This window comes from Streptomyces sp. NPDC053076, from assembly GCF_044546845.1.
Lineage (GTDB): Bacteria > Actinomycetota > Actinomycetes > Streptomycetales > Streptomycetaceae > Streptomyces.
Genome location: NZ_JBITZL010000007.1, coordinates 1 through 19,358, shown reverse-complemented (window position 1 = coordinate 19,358; position 19,358 = coordinate 1). Strand labels below are relative to the sequence as shown.

Below are 19,358 nucleotides of genomic sequence, written 5' to 3'. Positions count from 1 at the left end.
CGACCCTAACGGTGACGGCGCGAGGGGCTGATCGGTCTATCGGTTTTGGCTGTGCGGCGCGCGCCGGAACAGCAGGTCGTTCACCACATGACCCTTGTCCAGTCCCTGTCCCTCGAAACGGGTCAGCGGCCGGAACTCCGGACGTGGCGCGTAACCGCCGCCCGCCTGGGTGTTCTCGAAACCGGGGTGCGCGGTGAGCACGTCCAGCATCTGCTCGGCGTACGGCTCCCAGTCGGTCGCGCAGTGCAGGATCGCGCCGGGCTTCAGCCGGGTCGCGGCGAGGCTCAGGAACTCGGGCTGGATCAGCCGTCGCTTGTGGTGCCGCTTCTTGGGCCACGGGTCGGGGAAGTAGACGCGCAGTCCGTCCAGCGAGTCCGGGCGGAGCATCTCCCGGAGCAGGATGATCGCGTCGCCGTTGCCCACCCTGACGTTGGACAGGCCGTTCCGGTCGGCCAGGTTGAGCAGGTTGCCCTGGCCGGGGGTGTGCACATCGACGGCCAGGATGTTGGTGTCCGGGTCGCCCGCGGCCATCGTCGCGGTGGCCTCGCCCATCCCGAACCCGATCTCCAGGACCACGGGCCGGTCGTTGCCGAACAGCTCGCCGAGGTCGATCACCTGCTGCCCGTCGATGTCCAGCCCCCACTTGGGCCACAGCCGCTGCAACGCGTCCGCCTGCCCGGCCGTCACCCGGCTGCGCCGAGGCTGGAAGCTGCGGATCCGCCGCTCGAAGTGCGACCCGGCGGGATCGGCCCTGGGCCCGTCCGGGAAGCGCGGCTCCCCCTTGGCCCGGGTGTGCCGGAAGGAGTCACCGGGGGCGTGGGTCGCCGCGGACGGGGCGTCGGGGGTGTTCAGGGAGTCAGACACAGTAAGCCCAATTTTAGGAGGTCCGGCCAGGTCCCTACAGCGACCCCAGCATCTCCAGCGCCCGGCGCCCGATCTCCCGCCCGATCGGCAGCGAGGCGGTGGCCGCGGGCGAGGGCGCGTTGAGCACGTGCACGGCCCGCGCTCCCTCCCGGATCAGGAAGTCGTCCACCAGCGTCCCGTCGCGCAGCACCGCCTGCGCCCGCACCCCGGCCGGGGCCCGCACCAGATCCGCGGCCTCCACCCCGGGCAGCAGTCTTCGCACCGCCTCCAGGAACGCGCCCTTCGACACCGAGCGGTGCAGCTCCCCCGCCCCGTACCGCCAGTGCCGCCGGGCGATGGCCCACGATCCCGGCCACGCCACCGTCCCGGCCAGCTCCCGGGGCCGTACGACCCCCCAGCCGTACCCCTCGCGGGCCAGCGCCGGCACCGCGTTGGGGCCGATGTGCACGCCCCCGTCGATCCCGCGTGTCAGATGCACCCCGAGGAACGGGAACGCCGGGTCCGGCACCGGATACACCAGACCGCGCACCAGCTCGGGCCGCGCCAGCTCGTAGTACTCCCCCCGGAACGGCACGATCCGCACCCCGGGTTCGTCGCCGGTCAGCCGTGCCACCTCGTCGCAGTACAGCCCGGCGCAGTTCACCAGCACCCGGCCGCGGACCACGTCCCCGGCCGCGGTGAGCACGGCCACGCCCCGGTCCGGGCGCCGGTCCACCCGTACGACCCGCGCGCCGTACCGGATCTCCGCGCCGGACGCCCGTGCCAGCTCCCGGGCGACCCCCACGAAGTCGCACACCCCGGTCGTACCGACGTGTATGGCGGCGAGGCCCCGCACCTCCGGTTCGTACTCGGTGATCTGCGCGGGCCCCAGTTCCCGCACCGGAATGCCGTTCTCGCGGCCCCGCTGCACCAGCGCGTGCAGTCGCGGCAGCTCCTCCCGCTCGGTGGCGACGATCAGCTTGCCGGTGACGGCGTGCGCGATGCCGTACTCGGCGCAGAACTTCACCATCTCGGCGGCGCCCCGCACCGCGTACCGCGCCTTGAGCGAGTCCGGGCGGTAGTAGATCCCGCTGTGGATGACCCCGCTGTTGCGCCCCGTCTGGTGCCGGGCCGGCCCGGGCTCCTTCTCCAGCACGGTCACGCGCGTGCCCGGCGCGGCCCGGGTGATCGCATACGCCGTGGACAGCCCGACGATCCCGCCGCCGATCACGAGCACATCACAGTCGTACGCCCCGGCCCGCACCTGCACCACCTCCGCCATCGATAGTGCACTGCGCCACTGACAGTGGCTTCAAACGCCGGGGAGTGCCGGCGCCCGTCCGGGGCGCGGCCGTGTCGCCATGCGGCTCCGCCGGGGGCCGCGAGCGACGGCGGGCGTCCCGCCGACGGGAGAACGCGGCGGCCCGGTGGACGCTCGGGGCCTACGCCGGAGCGGCCATCAGCAGCGGCCGAGCCCTCTCCCGAAGTTCCACCACCCGCGGCTCGTCCCCGTACGGCTCCAGCCGGTGCAGCAGATCCTTCACGTACTCCGTGGTCCGCGCGGACGAGATCCGCCCCGCGACCTCCACCGCCCGCACCCCTTGCTCGCACGCCGCATCCAGATTCCCGGACTCCAGCTCGGCGACGGCGGAGACGACCAACCGCAGCCCGTGCGAGCGCACGAACTCCTCCGTCGGCTTCGACAACGCCTGCTCGGTGAACCGGCGCACCTGCCGTGGTGCCTTCAGGTCCCGGTAGCACTCGGCCGCGTCGGCGGCGAACCGGTCGTATCCGTAGAAACCGAGCCAGGAGGGGTCGTTGTCCCCCTCGCGTGAGCGCTCCAGCCAACCCTCGGCCGCCTTCAGCGCCCCGCCCGCGGCCTGCGCGTCTCCCGCACGCGCGTGTGCCCGTGCCTCGACCAGCCGGAAGAAGCTCATGGTGCGGGCGGTCGCCAGCCCCCGGTTCCGCTCCAGCGCGGCCTGGGCGAGATCGACGCCCTCGTCCCCGAACCCCCGGTACGTCGCCTGCAACGACATGGAGGCCAGCACATAGCCGCCGAGCGGGACGTCCGCCGCCGCGCGGGCGAGCCGCAGCGCCTGGATGTAGTACCGCTGCGCGGCCTCCTGCTGTCCGGTGTCGAAGGCCATCCAGCCGGCGAGCCGGGTGAGTTCCGCCGAGGCCCCGAACAGGGCGCGGCCGACCTCGTCGGAGTAGGCGCCGAGCAGCAGCGGGGCCGCCTCCACCCGCAGACACTCCGGGACCATCGACGAGCGCCAGTCACCGCCCCCGTACTTGGAGTCCCACCGTCTGGCGTCCTCGGCGGCCTCCCGCAGCTTCTGCACATCGCTGTGGCCGACTTTGATCGGTGCGCCGGACCCCTCGGCGGAGCCCGCCTCCCGCGCGACCGAGGTGTCGGCGGGGGTTATCAGCCATCGTGAGGCAGGCGTTGCGTATGCGCTCACTGCGAACGATCCGGCGAGGGACTGCCAGATGCCGCCGGAGCCGGCCCGGCGGCCCGCGAAGTCGAGGCGGTAGAGCTCCGTCGCCGACTTGACCGCCTGTCCTACGTCCCTGGGGAAGGCGAGACCCACTTCGGGCGCGGGATCCGCGTCCGCCAGGCCGATCTCGTGGAGCGGCACCGGACGGCCGAGCTTCTGGCCGATGGCGGCGGCGATGAGGTGCGGCGCGGCACCCTGCGGCACCATGCCCTTCGACACCCAGCGCGCCACGGACGTCTTGTCGTAGCGAAGCGTCAACCCGCGTTGGGCGCCTAGGTCGTTGACGCGGCGGGCGAGTCCCGCGTTGCTGATTCCCGCGAGGGCGAGAACGGCGCCGAGCTTTTCGTTCGGCCCGCGTTGCTCCCTGGACATGAGCCACCCCTCGACAAAGACGGCTGCCGCGCTGGCATAACCACGCGGCATTCGTAAACCCAGCGTAGTTCGCCGCATCCCAAGCGTTAAGGGGCATTGTTCCGGTTGGCGGGATTGTGGTCCGTACGGAAGTGTCGCCCTGTACGCACCGTGCACGGACTGTCGCCACGTGCCCCCGTGCGTGTGGCCGTGCGCCCGTGCGTGCGCTCTTCTCCGGCCATCGGGGGAGCGGTTCCATGGCTCGTGCGTGGGTCGGCCCGCTGTACTGGATCCAGTGGGCTGGGGGACACCGCCACCTTCATCCCCGCGGGTGGCGGACCGGTCCGGGAGGCGTCATCCGCCTCCCGGACTGTGCGTGTGTGTGAGCCGTCGCACTCTTCGCGGGCCTGTACGGAGCGTGCTCATCTCCGGCGTCTCGCCGCTGATTTGGCCAAAAATCGACCCCTGTCGGATGCGGTGGATTGCCGTTCCGACCATGCAACTCCAGGGCGCAAAGGGAGTTTTGGGGGAGCGCATTGGGGGCGCATTCGCGCCGCGCCCCTCAGGTCTCATCCCCGCGGCGCCCACCCGGCACGCGTCGGCCACCCGTCAACTCCCCGGCGCCGCCCCGCGAACTTCCCTCGATCGAAGGCGGTGCCACCGCGCCTCTCCGGCGTGCCCTTCATGGCAGCATGGGGTCCGGTTCGTACGGTGCACTGGTTGTCCACAGCCTGTGGAGGCGTCCATGCGGTGGTTGGTGGGGTGGAGCAGCACCGCCGCGGGCGCCGCCGGGATCGGCTCCGCGGGCGCGATCGGGTACGACGGCGAGACCCTGCATCCGGTCGGCTCCCAACTCCTGTGGGGCGACCCGGACCCGCTGTGGGCCGTCGGCGACTGGCGTCCGGACGAGGTGCGCGTGGTGCACGCCGACGCGGAGCACCGGATCGCCGTCCTCGGCATCTGCGGCGCCACCGACGAGGAACTGCGGCGCGGGCTGTTCACCGCGCGCGGGGGCGCGGTGCGCCATCTGACCACCTGGCCCGGCAGCTACACGGCCGTCGTCCAGGCCGGCCGCCGCATCACCGTCTGCGGCGACCTCGCGGGCGCCCGGCCGGTGTTCCACACCCCCTGGGCCGGCGGCACGGCCTACGCCACCGCCGCGCTGCCCCTCGCCGACCTGATCGAGGCCAACCTCGACTTCACCCACCTCGCCGCCCTGCTCGCCGCCCCGGACGTACCGGCGGCGCTGCGCGACACCACCCCGTACGACGGCGTACGGCGCATCCCGCCGGGGCATGCGCTGGTGCTGCGCGCCGGGGTGCGCGAGATCGCCGGGTACGAGCCGGTCGCCTCCCTCGCTGTGGCCGCGCCCCCGGCCGAACCCGGCCGCGCCGTGGACGCCGTACGGGACGCCCTCGTGGAGGCGGTCCGCACCCGGCTGTCGGCGCCCCGGCATGTGCCCGACCTGGATCCCGGACCGGTGCCCGGCATGGGGCCGGCCGAGCGGCGGGCCGCGCGCGGGATGCCGGTCCCCGGCATCGGCGCCGACCTGTCCGGCGGACCCGCCTCCGGCACCCTCGCGCTGCTGGCCGCCGGGCTGCCCGGCCGACCCGGCACACTCCTCGGCCATGGCACGGGCGCCGGGGAGCGCCTCCTCGCCGTCACCTTCAACGACCTGGCCGTGGCCGGCCGTGAGGCCGAACTCGAACGCGCGGGCGCCCTGGCCGCGGGCCCCCGCCTGCACCACGTCGTGGTCACCGGCGGCGAGGAGACCCTGCCGTACGCCGACCTCGACGGTCCCCTGACCGACGAGCCGGGCCCCTCACTGGTCCAGGCGGCCCGGCACCGGGCGCGGCTCGCCGCCGGCAGCGCCGACCACTTCACCGGCCACGGCGCCCGTCAGGCCCTGGACGCCCATCCCGCCCGGCTCGCCGACCTCCTGGTGGACCGCCAGCGCCGTCATCTGGTCCGGCCGGTCGCCGCGCTCGCCCGCGCCGACGGCTCGGTGATGGTCCCCACGCGCGTGTACGGCGCGGCCCGGCGCCTCGCCCGCACCCCTTACCGGACGGGCCTGGAGGCGCTGGCCGAGCGGCTGATGCGGCGCCGTTTCGACGAGCCCAAGGGGGCGGTCGGCGCGTCCCTCGCCGCGCTGACCTGGGCCAGACCCGGGCCCGCCGCCCGCTGGCTGACGGGTGAGGCACTGGCAGAAGTATCGGTTCTGCTCCAGATGGAGGCCGACCGCTCCGGCACCGGCGTGCGGCGCCCCGGCGACTATCGCGCGCGTGCGGCACTCGCCCGGCACGCGGCCGACCTCCGCGTCCTGGAGCAGGCCGCGGAGATCCGCTCCCAGCGCCTGCACGCGCCGTTCCTCGACAACCAGGTCGTCCGCGCCTGCCGTGACCTGCCCGAGGCCCTGCGCGTCCAGCCCGGCGCCCGCGCCGCCATCCTCCGCAGGGTCCTGGAGGGGGCCGGCGTCACCGACCTCCCGCCCGGCTGGGGCGCCCCCTCCCACGGCTCGTCGGCGGCAGCCGCGCGCGCGGGCCTGCGCGTCGCGGCCGACCCGCTCCTGGACCTCTTCGCCACGCCGCTGCTGGCCGACGCCGGCCTGGTGGAGGCCCGCGTCATCCGCAAGGCCGTACGGTCCGCCGCGGCCGGCGAGCCCCTGCCCCTGGACGGGCTGGCCGACCTCGTCTCCCTGGAACTCTGGCTCCGCCGCCTCCTCTCCCGCCGAGGCACCTGCTGGACGGGCACCCCCACCCGCTCCCGCGCGGTCCCCTCCGGCATCCAACCGAGAAGAAGCGCCCTGACCCCGGGGGCGTGAGCCTGCCCCGCCGAATGAGCCGGGGTGCCCTGGGGGCGGCCGGGTCCGGACAGCTCAGCCCGGCCATGCGGCTCTCTTCCGAACGGCCTGCTCGGAAAACCCCCGTGCCGTCATCGCCCACTCCCGGCGACAATGACCAGGTGCGGTACACCATCCTGGGTATAGCCCAAGCAGCTGACGACCAGGGCACCCCCGTACCCATCAGCGGCCAACGCCTCCGTACGCTCCTCGCCGCCCTGGCCCTCCGCCCCGGCCGCACCACCACACCCGACACCCTCATCGACGAGGTCTGGGCGGACGATCCGCCCCAGGACGCCCTCGCCGCCCTCCAGGCCCTCGTCGGCCGCCTCCGCCGCACCCTCGGCCGACACGCCGTCACCTCGACCCCGGGCGGCTATCGCCTCGAAGCCACCGAGGAGGACGTGGACCTCCATGTCTTCGAACGGCTCACCCGCACCGGTACCACCGCCCTCGCCACCGGCGACCCGGCCACCGCCCACCGCACCCTCACCCAGGCCCTGTCCCTCTGGTACGGGCCGGCCCTCGCCGACCTCCCCGACCGCACCGCGGCCACCCGCGCCGAGGCCCTGCGCCTGGAGGCGGCCCGCGCCCGCGCCGCCGCCGCCCTCGACCTCGGCCGCGCCCAGGAGGCCGTACCGGAACTGCGCGAACTGACCGCGGCCCACCCGTACGACGAGCCCCTGCACGTCCTCCTCATCCGCGCCCTGCGCGACACGGGCCGCCCGGCCGACGCCCTCGCCGCCTACGAGTCCGCCCGCCGCACCCTCGCCGACACCCTGGGCACCGACCCCGGCCCGGAACTCCGGACCCTGCACACGTCGTTGCTGAAGCAGGAGAGTCCCGGGCGCTCCGGGCTCCCGGTGCACCTGGCGCATACCGCGCACCCGGCGCACCCGGCGCACCCGGCGCACCCGGCGCACCCGGCGCACCCGGCGCGCCCCGCCCACCCGGCATGGCCGCCCCCGGCGCCACGCTCCGAGCGCACCGGAAACCTCCGCCCCCGTCTGACGTCCTTCGTCGGCCGGGAACCAGAACTCAGGGCCATCCGTTCCGATTTGCACAGGGGCCGCCTGGTCACGCTCACCGGACCGGGCGGTTCAGGAAAGACCCGCCTCGCCGAGGAGGCCGCCGCGGCGCTCCCCTCGGCCTGGCTGGTCGAGCTGGCCCCGCTCGACCGGCCGGAGGCGGTCCCCGGCGCGGTGGTCAGCGCGCTCGGTCTGCGCGAGACCGTGCTCCTGACCAACGAGCTGGCGACCCCGCAGGCCGATCCCACGGCCCTGCTGATCGAGTACTGCGCACCGCGCAGCCAACTGCTGATCCTTGACAACTGCGAGCACGTCATCGGTGCGGCAGCCGCCCTCGCCGAGACGCTCCTCACCCGCTGCCCCGGCCTCACGATCCTCGCGACCAGCCGTGAACCCCTGGGCGTCCCCGGTGAGTCGGTGCGCCCGGTCGAGCCCCTCGTCCCGGAGCAGGCGCACCGCCTCTTCGCCGAACGCGCGCGGGCCGTCCGCCCCGACGCCGACGCGGTGCTCGGCGACACCGCGGCCGTGGCGGAGATCTGCCGCCGCCTGGACGGTCTGCCGCTCGCCATCGAACTGGCCGCGGCACGGCTCAGGCTGCTGACGCCACGGCAGATCGCCGACCGCCTCGACGACCGCTTCCGCCTGCTCACCTCCGGAAGCCGCACGGTCCTGCCCCGCCAGCAGACCCTGCGCGCGGTCGTCGACTGGTCCTGGGACCTGCTGGACGAGCGGGAGCGGACGGTGCTGCGCGAGGTGTCGGTGTTCGCCGGCGGCTGGGACCTCGCGGCGGCCGAGGCCGTGTGCACCGGCCCCGCGGCGGATCTGATCGGCGCGCTGGTCGACAAGTCCCTCGTGGTCGCCGCCCCACACGACACGGGCGGCACCAACACCGGCACCGACTCAGGTAACCGCGCCGCCCCTGGGTTCGACTCCGGGTTCGGCTCCGACTCCGGCACCGGGTCCGGGTTCGGCACCGGGTCCGGGTTCGGCTCCGGCACCGGTATGCGTTACCGCATGCTGGAGACCATCCACGAGTACGCCACCGAGCGCGCGGCCGAGATCCCCGGACTGCGCGCGGCGACCGAGCGACGCCACCGCGCGTGGGTGCGGTCGCTGGTGGAGGAGGCCGAACCACAGCTGCGGTCCGCGGCCCAGCTTCCGTGGTTCTCCCGCCTGGAGACGGAGCTGGACAACATCCGCGCGGCCCTGGACCGCGCGGTGCGCGCGGGCGACGAGGCGGAAGCGGGCGCGGTCGTCCTGGCCATCGGCTGGTTCTGGTGGCTGCGCAACCACCGCCAGGAGGCGGTGGCCTGGGTACGGCTGGTGCTCCGCCTGGGCACCGCCCTGGACAGCCTGCCCGCGGGTGCCTCGCCCACGGATGCTCCGCCGGTGGCCGCGGTGACAGCCGACCTGCCCGCGGGTGCCTCGCCCGCGGATGCTCCGCCGGTGGACACCCTGCCGGTGGACACCCTGCCTGCGGATGCCTTGCCTGCGGATGCCCCGCCCGCGGACGTGCCGACTGCTGACCTGCCGGCCGCCGTCCCGTCGATCACCGATCTGCCGGCCACCGTCCCGCCGGCCACCGATCTGCCGGCCACCGTCCCGCCGGCCGCCGGTCTGATGGTCGCTGACCTGATGGCCGCGGTGAGTTCCGCCGACCCGGTGGGCGCCTTTCTCGCCGACCCCGACGGCCAGGCCGGGCATCCGCTGTCCGAGCTGCGGATGGACCTGCGCATGCTCGACCTGTTCCTGACCTCCGAGTCGAGCGCGGACAGTCTCGCGGCCGACGACAGGGCACCGGAGTACATCGCGCGCGTGCGGGCCGCGTACGAGCGCGGCGGACCCCCGGCCGCTCGGCTCCCGGGCATCGTCTGGCCGCTGACCACCTACTATCTGGGCGGCCCGGTGGACGTCCTCCCGGCCATGGCGAAGGCCGTCGTCAACGCCCGCGGATACGGCGGTGACTGGGAGGTCGCCGTCGCCCTCATGTACCGCACCCACGTGACCGTCGACTCGCCCGGCAACCTCCAGGGCGTGGACGAGGACCTGGCCGAGCTGCGGATGCTCAGCCGACGCGTCGGCGACCGCTGGATGCGGGCGCAGGTGTGCAGCGCCGCCGGAGAGGCGGCCATGGCGCGCGGCCGGTTCGACGAGGCGCGCGGCGAGTACGAGGAAGCGCTGCGCCTCGCCCACGAGGTGGGGGCGAGCGCCGAGGCGCCGTTCCTGCTCGCCCGGCTCGCCGAGATCTCCTACCGCCGCGGGGACCGGGAGGCCGCGCTGGTCACCCTGGACGAGGCGGAGACGGCCGCCGACCGGCACGCGGTACCGGAGTCACGGGCCTTCGTGCTGCTGCTGCGCGCTCTCATCGCCCTGCACGACGGGCAGACCGCCCGCGCCCGCGAGCTGAGCAAGGCGTCCCGAGCGGTGATCGGGGACGGTACCCCGCCCCCGCAGTTCGTGGCGCTCCAGCGGATGGTCGAGGGGCTGCTCGCGGCCGACGAGTCGGGCCCGGCGCACGGGATACCGGTCTTGGCGGGGGCCCTGCGTGAAGCCGTGGCCCACAGGTGCGCCGAGTCGATCACGGCCGGTCTGGTGGACGTGGCGGCCGGTCTGCTGGCCCGGCTCGGTGACCTGCCGGGCGCGATCCGGCTCTACGCCGCCGCGGACCACTGGCGCGAGGGCCGCGGGAGGTCCGAGCCGGAGCGCGGCGAGGCCGCCCGGGTGCAGGCCGGCGCCCGCGCGGCCCTCCCGGCCGACCGGTACGCCGCCGAGCGCGCCCGGGGCGCCTCCCTCGGCGTGGCGGACGTCCTGCGGGAGCTGAGCGCCACGACGGCGGCCGCCGAGACCGGCCGGGACCGACCGCCGGCGGGTGAGCAGCGGCCGTCTACCGGCAGGTGAACCGGGACTCCGCCCAGTCCGCCGGTGCCGCCCGGTCGAAGGCGTCGCCGTGCGGTTCCGCCACGAGCCGTACGGTCCTGCGGCCGGTGAGGTTCACATGGACGGGGACGGCCTGGTCGTGGCCCCTGACCGTGCCGGACCGCCACAGCGGGACCTCGTCGGCGTAGACGGCGAAGGAGACCTTGCCGAGGCCGAGCGACATGTCGTCCACGCCGGCCAGTGCGTCGTACGCGGTGCACTGCCGGTTGAGGGAGATGGTGACGGAGGACTCGCCGTCGACGGTGGCCCCGCGCACGTACTGCTTGCCGCCGATCGACATGCCGTACCGCTGCCACACCCAGCTGCTCCCGCGCAGGACGATCTCGGGCTCGGTGCCGTCGCCGTCGGCGTCGAAGCGCAAGTCGCTCAGTTCGTAGACGGCGGGTGCGGGCGGCGGAGTGGGCGTCGGAGTGGGCGTCGGCTTCGGTCTGGGTGCCGGTTTCGGAGTGGGTGTGGGCGCCGGGGGCGGCGTCGGCGTGGCCTTGGGCGGCGGCTTCGGCTCGGACGTCGGCGTGGGTGTCGGGGTGGGGACGGGCTTCGGGGCCGATGCCGGTTCGGGGGCGTGGACCACGGGCGCCGGCGAAGTTTGGTGCCGCGGTGGTGATGGCGGCGGTGTCTCGGGCCGCACCACCGGCGCGGAAGGCGACGGCTTGGCGACCGCCTTCGGCGGATGGCCGTCGTTCACCAGGGCCAGGGCGACCGCGGTGGCGGCCACCGCGACGACGCCGGCGGCGATGCCGGCCTTCACCGGCGCGCCGAGCCCCTCGGAGGCCGCGGCCCCGCCCGCGCCTCCCGTGCCGCCGGACGACCCGCCGGCCGCGGCGGCGGCCCCCGCGCCGGCGCCGCCGGCCACGATCCCGAGCGCCTTGGCGTATCCGGCGGCACCGAACCAGCCGATGACCGCGACCGGGACGACGCCGGGGATGCCGCTCGCGACCTCTTCGATCTGTGCCGCCGCCAGCCGGCACCTGGCGCACTCCTCCAGGTGCTTGCGCAGGCCCCGCTCGGCCCGGATGCGCAGTTTGCGGCGGGCGTAGGTGCCCAGCTGGTCGGCGTACCGGGCGCACTCCTCGTCGTGCGCGAGGCTGTCGCTGACGTGGGCCTGGAGGTACGCCTGCTTCAGCCCTTCGCGCGCGCGGCTGGCGAGCACCCGGGTGCCGTTGGCGTCCAGCCCGAACAGGACGGCCACCTCGCTCGGGGACTCGTCCTCCACCTCGGTGTGCCACAGCACGGCCTGCCAGCGTTCGGGCAGCGAGCGGAAGGCCCGCAGGGCCATGGACTGCTCGGCCTCGTGCAGGGCGCGCACGTCGGCGCCGAGACCGAGCGAGTCGTCGTCGGACGCCTCCGTGGCCCGCGTGGCCTGCTGGGCGAAGAGGGCGAAGTCGTCGACGAGTTGCTCCCGCCGGGCCGACTTGGTCCAGTGCGCGGCGACGCGCCGTACGGAGGTCAGCAGATAGGCCCGTACGGCGTGTTCGGGCCCGGACCCGCCGCGCACCGCCTGCAGCATGCGGGCGAACACCTCGGCGGTGAGGTCGTCGGCGGTGTGACCGTCCCGGCAGCACGTCCGCGCATAGCGCCGTACCGCGTCGGCGTGCCGCCGGTACAGCTCCTCGTAGGCCGAGTCGTCACCGGCGCGCATCCGTGCGATCAGCTCACCGTCGGCGGGCGGCATCTCCCGGGGCGGTGGCAGCACGCTTCCCTCGCGCTGGGCCGGCACGCTCCCGGCGGGGCCGGAGGACGCCGGGCGCCCGCCTTGTTTCGGTACCTGGGGCGACGTCAGTTCGCGAGTCTCCTGGTTCCCCTCGTCATCGCGTGGCCCGTCCCACCCGTCAACCTTCATCGCGGACAGCCCCCGACACCGGCCCAGCCCAACCCGTCACCGGCTCAGCGTGCCACAACGGCTTTCGGTGAAAGCCCCCTTGCACACCGCATCCACTCATCCGAGCGGACTTGCCCCGACGCGCCTCGAACGCCGTCGAACGTCCCGAGCGCACCACTGCGGGCCGCGAGCTACGCCGGCTGGGACCTACGCCGGCCGGGACCGAAGCCCCTCCAGCAGGATGTCCAGCAGCCGCGTGGACGCCGCCGCCTGCTGCGCCGCATCCGGCAGGGACGGCGCCGCCGTGGCGATCACCAGCAGCACATCCCCCACGGACACGTCCGCCCGCAGCGCACCGGCCGCCCGAGCCCTTTCCACCAACTGCCCGACCACTTCGAGCAGCGCCCCGGCCCCGGCGTCGTCGGCCACCGCGGCCCCGTCCGCCACCAGCCGCAGCTCACCGTCGCCCGGCTGCACCCGCTGCTGAGGCACCCGAATCTCCTCGGCGGCCTCGGCGGCCCCGGCAAAGCCCTCCTCGTCCGAACCGGTGGAGCCGACCCGCAGCACTTGCGGCGGCAACAACCGCCCCGCCCCCGACGCCACGGACGTCCGCAGGAACCGCGACAGCGCCGACCACGGCTCGTCCTCCTGCCCGAGCGCCGTCCGCGCCTGCTCGGTCAGCCGCGCCGTCTCCTCCTCCGCGATCCGCCGGACCAGCACGTCCTTGCTGGGGAAGCGCCGGTACACGGTCCCCACCCCGACCCGGGCGCGGCGCGCCACGTCCTCCATCGGCGCGCCGTACCCCAGCTCGCCGAACACCTCACGCGCCGCGCGCAGCACGTGCTCCAGATTGCGCTGTGCGTCCACCCGCAGCGGAGCCGTACGCGCCCCGTCGGCACGTCCGTTGCCGCCCGCCGCGCCCATCGCTTTGCCACCGTGCGCGATGGCGGCTGCAGATGCCCAATGCGTGTCCTGAACATGCATGTGTTCCCCCGGTAATGACGTCTCCCCCCGGAGACTCCCCGCCACTGATTTCGAAGTGCGCGGAACTGGCCACGGTCCCGACCGAACCCGCCCGTCGCGGACCCGGCCGACCACATCCCCTACACCCCGTCGACACACGAACATAGTTGAGAGGAAGTCAATTCAGAAGGGGCAGGTTCCGTACAGTGCGCCCCCCGATCGGAGTACGCGGTGTGTACGTCCCGATTCCCTCCCTTCTCACCTTGTCGTCCGCCCCTGCTGACCTGCCCCCTTTCGTCCTGCAAGAACACCGGGGCCGGCCGTGCGCGCACCCGGCCGCCGGTCACACAAATTGCCGGGGCTGTGGACAAACAACAGCGCCGGGTGCGTCATGGGATGGTGAAGGAACGTGCGCGCATTCTGGTTGTCGGCGGCGGCTACGTCGGGATGTACACGGCCCTGCGTCTCCAGCGGAAGCTGAAGGCCGAGCTGAGGAGGGGAGAGGTCGACATCACCGTCGTCACTCCCGACCCCTACATGACGTACCAGCCCTTCCTTCCCGAGGCCGCCGCGGGCTCGATCTCCCCGCGCCATGTCGTCGTACCCCTGCGCCGCGTCCTGGACCGCTGTCACGTCGTCATCGGTGAGGTGACGTCCATCGACCACGCGGTGCGCACCGCGGCCGTCACCACGCTCGCCACCGCCGAGGAGGGCAGGTCCGCCGAACTCCTCGGCTACGACGAACTCGTGTTCGCCCCCGGCTCGGTCTCCCGCACCCTGCCCATCCCCGGCCTCGCCGAGTACGGCATCGGGTTCAAGACCGTCGAGGAGGCCATCGGTCTGCGCAACCACGTCATCGAACAGATGGACATCGCGTCCTCCACCCGGGACCCCGCCCTCCGCGACGCCGCCCTCACCTTCGTCTTCGTCGGCGGCGGCTACGCGGGCGTCGAGGCCCTCGGCGAACTGGAGGACATGGCCCGCTACGCCGCGCGGTACTACCACAACGTCCGGCCCGAGGACATGAAATGGATCCTCGTGGAGGCCACCGACCGCATCCTCCCGGAGGTCGGCGCGGCGATGGGCCGCTACACCGTCACCCAGCTGCGCCGCCGCAACATCCAGGTGCTGCTCGACACCCGCCTGGAGTCCTGCGCCGACCGTGTCGCCGTACTCAGCGACGGCCAGCGCTTCCCGACCCGTACGGTCGTGTGGACCGCCGGGGTCAAACCGCACCCGCTGCTCGACGCGACCGACCTGCCGCGCACCGAGCGCGGCCGGCTCCGCTGCACGGCCCAGCTGACCGTCGACGGCACGGAACACGCCTGGGGCGCGGGCGACGCCGCCGCCGTACCCGACGTCACGGCCGCCGAACCCGGCACGGAGACGGCCCCCAACGCCCAGCACGCGGTCCGCCAGGCCCAGGTCCTCGGCGACAACATCGTCCACGCCCTGCGCGGCGAGCCCCTGCGGACGTACGCGCACAAGTACGTCGGCTCCGTCGCCTCCCTCGGCCTGCACAAAGGTGTCGCGCAGGTCTACGGACGCAAGCTGAAGGGCTACCCTGCCTGGTTCATGCACCGCGTGTACCACCTCAGCAGGGTGCCCACCGTCAACCGCAAGGCCCGGGTGCTCGCCGAATGGACTCTCGCCGGGCTCTTCAAAAGGGAGATCGTCTCGCTCGGTTCGCTCGAACATCCCCGCGCGGAGTTCGAACTGGCGGCCGGTGGAAAGCCTCCTCACAGCCCCTCCGACGACCCGAAGGGGTCGTCCTGACCGGACCCAGGAACTACGCGGACCGCCCAGGCGTCTGACGGATGTCGCCGCGGCCCGCACCCTGCCAGACTGCCCCACATCCTCGGACGGGCCGCCCGCCCGCCCACCGCACCCACGAGGCTTTCCCCACAGTGAACTTCACGCGCTGGAGCGCCCGTCTCCCCGGAACGCAGCGCCGCGCCGCCGCACGGACCGAGACCCCGGTCCCCCCGGACCGGCGGCGGGAAGGCTCCGTGCCCGCGGCCCGCGCCGAACAGTCCGCCGACGAGAAGACCCCGGTGCCCGCCGTCGACGAACTACCCGCGCGTGTCGTCCTGGACCGCGTCCCGGCCCTCGTCGCCCTCGTCCACGGCCCCGACCACCGCATCACCTACGTCAACGACGCCTACACAGCGGCCTTCGGCGTCCGGCCCACCGGCGCACCCGCCCGTGACGCGCTGCCCGAACTCGTCGCACTGGGCCTGCTGCCGCTCCTCGACCAGGTGCTGCGCAGCGGCAAGCCCCGCACCCTGAAGTCCCGCAAGGCCGTCGACGGCCGCTCGTACACCTTCACCTGCACCCCCGTCGCCGAGGACGACGACCGCGACGCCGGGGTGCTGGTCTTCGCCACGGACGTCACCGACCACGCCGAGGCCGCCGAGCGCCTGCGCGCCAGCGAGCGCCGCCAGCGCGAGACGGCCGTCACCCTCCAGCGTTCCCTGCTCCCGCAGGAGCTGGAGCAGCCCGACGACCTGCGTATCGCCGCCACCTACCAGCCCGGCGGCACCGAGGCGGCGGTCGGCGGCGACTGGTACGACGTGATCACCCTCGGCGGCGGCCGGACCGCCCTCGTCATCGGCGACGTCATGGGACGGGGCGTCCGCGCGGCGGCCGTCATGGGCCAGCTCCGCACGGCCGTCCGCGCCTACGCCCGTCTCGACCTGCCCCCGCACGAGGTGCTCCAGCTGCTCGACGGCCTCGCCGGCGAGATCGACGCCAACCAGATCGCCACCTGTGTCTACGCCGTCCACGACCCGAACGAGGGCCGCCTGGTGTACGCGTCCGCCGGCCATCTGCCGATCCTGGTCCGCGACGAGAACGGCACGGTCGCCCGCGCCGACGAACCCACCGGCCCGCCGCTCGGCACCGGCGGCTGGATCCACGCCTCCGGCTCCGTCGCCCTCGGCCCCGGCGCCACCGCCGTCCTCTACACCGACGGTCTGGTCGAGCGCCGCGACGCCGACCTGGACGAGGGCATCGCCAAGCTCGAAGGCGCCCTCGCCGGCGCCACCGGCACCCCACAGGTCGTCTGCGACCGCCTGGTCCGCTCGGCCGGCGTCACCGCCGACCACGACGACGACGTGGCCGTCCTCGTCCTCCAGCACCCGGCGCGTACGGGCCCCGACGGCGATCTCTTCCGCAACGCGGCCCTGGAACTCCTCGGCGGCGTCGAGGCGGCTCCCCGCGCGCGTGCCTTCGCCTCCGGCGTCCTCACCAGCTGGCGCTTCCCCGTCGAACTGCACGACCTCGGCGTCCTCGCCACCAGCGAACTGGTCGCCAACAGCCTCCAGCACGGCACCCCGCCCATGCGCCTCAGACTCCGCCGCACCGACCGCCGCCTCATCGTCGAGGTCACCGACGGCGACGACCACCTGCCGAGACGCCGCCGCGCCGAGCCCGGCGACGAGTCGGGCCGGGGCATCGCGATCGTGGCGACGATCGCCTCCAGCTGGGGCAGCCGCCGCACCCCCGGCGGCGGCAAGGCGGTGTGGTGCGAGTTCGTGTTGCCGAAGGGGTAGGCGCCGTCGGGGCGCGGTCCGTGGCCGGGGCGGGCAAGCGATACCCACCCCCAGCCCGCCTCGTACCGGGTGCGCTACGCCTCCGCGGTCACCGGCTCCGCAGCCGCGCCGCCGCGCGTGACCACCCGGGTCCCACGCGCCAGCCACGGCCGGTCCTGCACCGCGGTGAGCTGTCGCCCCAGTCGCAGCGCCAGGAAGGTGATCCCCAGCGAGAACAGCAGGAAGGTCACGACGTACGGTCCGTGCAGTGAGGCACCCAGGGGACCGCCCACCGCCGGTCCGACCGCCAGCGCCAACTGCTTGACCAGCGCGAAGGCCGAGTTGTACTGCCCGGCCATGCCCTCTGGCGCCAGATCGGCGACCAGCGGGGCGACCGTCGGCGACAGCATCGCCTCGCCCAGTCCGAACAGCGCGTACGTCGACACGAAGGCGGCCGTGGCCATCTCCTGGCTGCCGTGCCCGAGCCCCGCGTACCCGGCGGCCAGCCAGGCCACGGCCCAGATCAGTCCGACCGCGGCGATGACCCGGGACCGCCGACGCCGCTCCACGAGCTTCAGCACGGCGAACTGGGCGACCACGATCATCAGCGTGTTCGCGGCCAGCGCCGTCCCGAGGGCGGAGGTGGAGATCCCGGCGGCCTCGACGCCGTACGCGCTCAGCCCCGACTCGAACTGGCCGTAGCAGGCGAAGAAGAGCACGAAGCCCAGCACGCACAGCTGCACCATCGCCCGGTTGCCGAGCAGCCGCTTCCAGCTGCCCTTCGCCGAGGCCGCGGGCGCGTCCTCCATACGGGGCGAGTGCGGCATCCGCACGGTCGCCATCACCACGACCAGCAGCAGGAACATCGCCGCCTCGATCGCGAACAACAGGGTGAACGAGGACACGCGGGTGGTGTCGACGAGATGGCCGCCTATGAGGCCACCGACACCGAGGCCCAGGTTCTGCAGGAAGAACTGCATGGCGAACGCACGCGAGCGGGTGTCCGCCGTGGAGCAGTCCACGATCATCGTCGCCAGCGCCGGCTGCATCACGGCCTGCCCGGCACCGAGCGCCGCCGCGGACAGCAGCACGGTCGCGGCACCGCCCGCCAGACCGAGGCTCAGCGCGCCCAGAGCGGCGGTCACCAGGGCGGCGAGCAGGACCGGCAGGGGGCCGCGCCGCACGATCGCCCGGCCGGCGAACGGCAGCACGATCAACGCGGCCACGGCGAAGACGGCGAGGACGAGCCCCGCCGTCATGGACCCCAGACCCCTCACCTGCGCCACGTAGACGTACAGGTAGGGGACGGTGAAGCCCAGTCCGAACGCGCTGAGTGCGTTACCCACGTGGATCCGGCGCATCGCCGCGCCCCTCGCCCTGGTCACGTTCACCTCTCTCACTAGTTAGACCTGAAGACTTCGAAGCTAAAGTTCGAAGCTAAAGAGTACACAGTGAAGGACTTCGAGGCAAAGGGGTCGCGTGCCATACTGCGCCCATGGCCGACACCCGCGGCGTCCCGGAGCCGACACTCGAAGAACAGATCGCCGCCTACCAGCGCGAGTTCCAGGACCTGGACCCCCAGGTCGAGAAGATCGTGTCGGCGCTGTCCCGGCTGAACCGCCGGATGAACGTCGCGTACGGCCGCCAGACCGCCGACCTCGGCATCAGCAACGCCGAGTGGGAGGTCCTCAAGGCACTGGTCCTCTCCGGCGCGCCGTACCGCATGGGCCCCAGCGAGCTGGCCAAGCGGCTCGGCCTCACTCCGGCCGCGATGACCCACCGGATCGACCGCATGGTCGCCGAGGGGCTGGTCACCCGGGAGCGGGACGAGTCCAACCGCGTCCGGGTGATCGTGGAGCTGACCCCTGAGGGACGCGAGAAGTGGCTGGAGGCCATGCGCCTGGCGACGGTCTTCGAGGAGGACCTCCTCCAGGACCTCACACCCGCCGAGCGCGCGGTGCTCGGCGAGGTACTGACCCGCCTCCTGCGCAGGGTGGAGCACGCCCAGCCGGACGCCGGTGGCCGGCTCAGCGACCTGGACTGAGCCCGCACAAAAGATGTTGACAGGAGGGTGTTGACACGCCCCTGTCCGTTCCGTAGAGTTCTTCGGGTTGCCGCGGAGCCGTAACGGTTCTCCGGTAGCACCTCAGCCGCCTCGAGCGGCACCCCTCACACCATCAGCACGATCTCCCGGACGGGTTGTATTCGGCGTTGCCCGAATTCAATTCGAATGGAAGCCCGGTGGGCCCGATTGGGAATCGCCGAGCGGATCCGCTAAGGTTTGAGACGTCGGAACGGCCCAAGGGCCGGGAAGACAAGCCCCCCTGACTGGGAGTCAGACGCCGAAAGGATCTGATAGAGTCGGAACCGCCGGAAAGGGAAACGCGAAAGCGGGAACCTGGAAAGCACCGAGGAAATCGGATCGAGAAAAGATCTGATAGAGTCGGAAACGCCGAAGGGAAGCCCGGAGGAAAGCCCGAGAGGGTGAGTACAAAGGAAGCGACCGTTCCTTGAGAACTCAACAGCGTGCCAAAAATCAACGCCAGA

11 protein-coding genes are annotated in these 19,358 nt (G+C 73.5%); 5 read left to right on the top strand and 6 right to left on the bottom strand.

Annotation, left to right across the window (positions count from 1 at the left end; translation table 11 throughout):
• Window positions 1-36: 36 nt before the first annotated feature.
• From trmB to ACIGYR_RS26315, 3 genes are all read right to left on the bottom strand, one after another.
• Window positions 37-864 (bottom strand): tRNA (guanosine(46)-N7)-methyltransferase TrmB, encoded by an 828-nt coding sequence (gene trmB / locus ACIGYR_RS26325; protein WP_399604094.1) that lies wholly within the window; start codon window positions 862-864, stop codon window positions 37-39.
• Between the two features lie 34 nt (window positions 865-898).
• Window positions 899-2,116 carry an L-2-hydroxyglutarate oxidase gene (gene lhgO / locus ACIGYR_RS26320; RefSeq protein ID WP_399604155.1) on the bottom strand — a complete coding sequence of 406 codons (1,218 nt, stop codon included), beginning with the start codon at window positions 2,114-2,116 and terminating at the stop codon, window positions 899-901.
• A 169-nt stretch (window positions 2,117-2,285) separates the two neighbouring features.
• The gene (locus tag ACIGYR_RS26315) at window positions 2,286-3,713 is read right to left on the bottom strand and encodes an MFS transporter (RefSeq protein WP_391845636.1); all 1,428 of its coding nucleotides are present in this window, start codon (window positions 3,711-3,713) and stop codon (window positions 2,286-2,288) included.
• A 724-nt stretch (window positions 3,714-4,437) separates the two neighbouring features.
• On the opposite strand from ACIGYR_RS26315, the gene ACIGYR_RS26310 reads away from it, so the two are divergent.
• Both ACIGYR_RS26310 and ACIGYR_RS26305 read left to right on the top strand, forming a co-directional pair.
• A complete protein-coding gene (locus ACIGYR_RS26310) occupies window positions 4,438-6,513 on the top strand; it encodes an asparagine synthase-related protein (RefSeq protein ID WP_391845634.1) in 2,076 nt (691 codons plus the stop codon).
• Between the two features lie 140 nt (window positions 6,514-6,653).
• Entirely contained in the window at window positions 6,654-10,457 is a 3,804-nt protein-coding gene (locus ACIGYR_RS26305) for a BTAD domain-containing putative transcriptional regulator (protein WP_399604097.1), read from the top strand.
• Here ACIGYR_RS26305 and ACIGYR_RS26300 read toward each other — a convergent pair.
• A complete protein-coding gene (locus ACIGYR_RS26300) occupies window positions 10,444-12,336 on the bottom strand; it encodes a sigma-70 family RNA polymerase sigma factor (RefSeq protein WP_399604100.1) in 1,893 nt (630 codons plus the stop codon). The genes ACIGYR_RS26305 and ACIGYR_RS26300 overlap by 14 nt on opposite strands.
• A 186-nt stretch (window positions 12,337-12,522) precedes the next feature.
• Window positions 12,523-13,299 carry a TetR/AcrR family transcriptional regulator gene (locus tag ACIGYR_RS26295; RefSeq protein ID WP_399604103.1) on the bottom strand — a complete coding sequence of 259 codons (777 nt, stop codon included), beginning with the start codon at window positions 13,297-13,299 and terminating at the stop codon, window positions 12,523-12,525.
• Window positions 13,300-13,674: 375 nt separating this feature from the next.
• Between ACIGYR_RS26295 and ACIGYR_RS26290 the strand changes: the two genes are divergently transcribed.
• The gene (locus ACIGYR_RS26290) at window positions 13,675-15,054 is read left to right on the top strand and encodes an NAD(P)/FAD-dependent oxidoreductase (RefSeq protein ID WP_399604106.1); all 1,380 of its coding nucleotides are present in this window, start codon (window positions 13,675-13,677) and stop codon (window positions 15,052-15,054) included.
• Window positions 15,055-15,185: 131 nt separating this feature from the next.
• Window positions 15,186-16,832, top strand: a complete 1,647-nt coding sequence (locus ACIGYR_RS26285) for a SpoIIE family protein phosphatase (protein WP_399604108.1) — start codon at window positions 15,186-15,188, stop codon at window positions 16,830-16,832.
• Window positions 16,833-16,906: 74 nt separating this feature from the next.
• Here the strand turns inward: ACIGYR_RS26285 and ACIGYR_RS26280 are convergent, their stop codons facing one another.
• Window positions 16,907-18,172, bottom strand: coding sequence for an MFS transporter (locus tag ACIGYR_RS26280; protein ID WP_399604158.1), 1,266 nt, complete (start codon window positions 18,170-18,172; stop codon window positions 16,907-16,909).
• A 134-nt stretch (window positions 18,173-18,306) separates the two neighbouring features.
• On the opposite strand from ACIGYR_RS26280, the gene ACIGYR_RS26275 reads away from it, so the two are divergent.
• The gene (locus ACIGYR_RS26275; RefSeq protein ID WP_391845622.1) at window positions 18,307-18,855 is read left to right on the top strand and encodes a MarR family winged helix-turn-helix transcriptional regulator; all 549 of its coding nucleotides are present in this window, start codon (window positions 18,307-18,309) and stop codon (window positions 18,853-18,855) included.
• The last annotated feature ends 503 nt before the right edge of the window (window positions 18,856-19,358 follow it).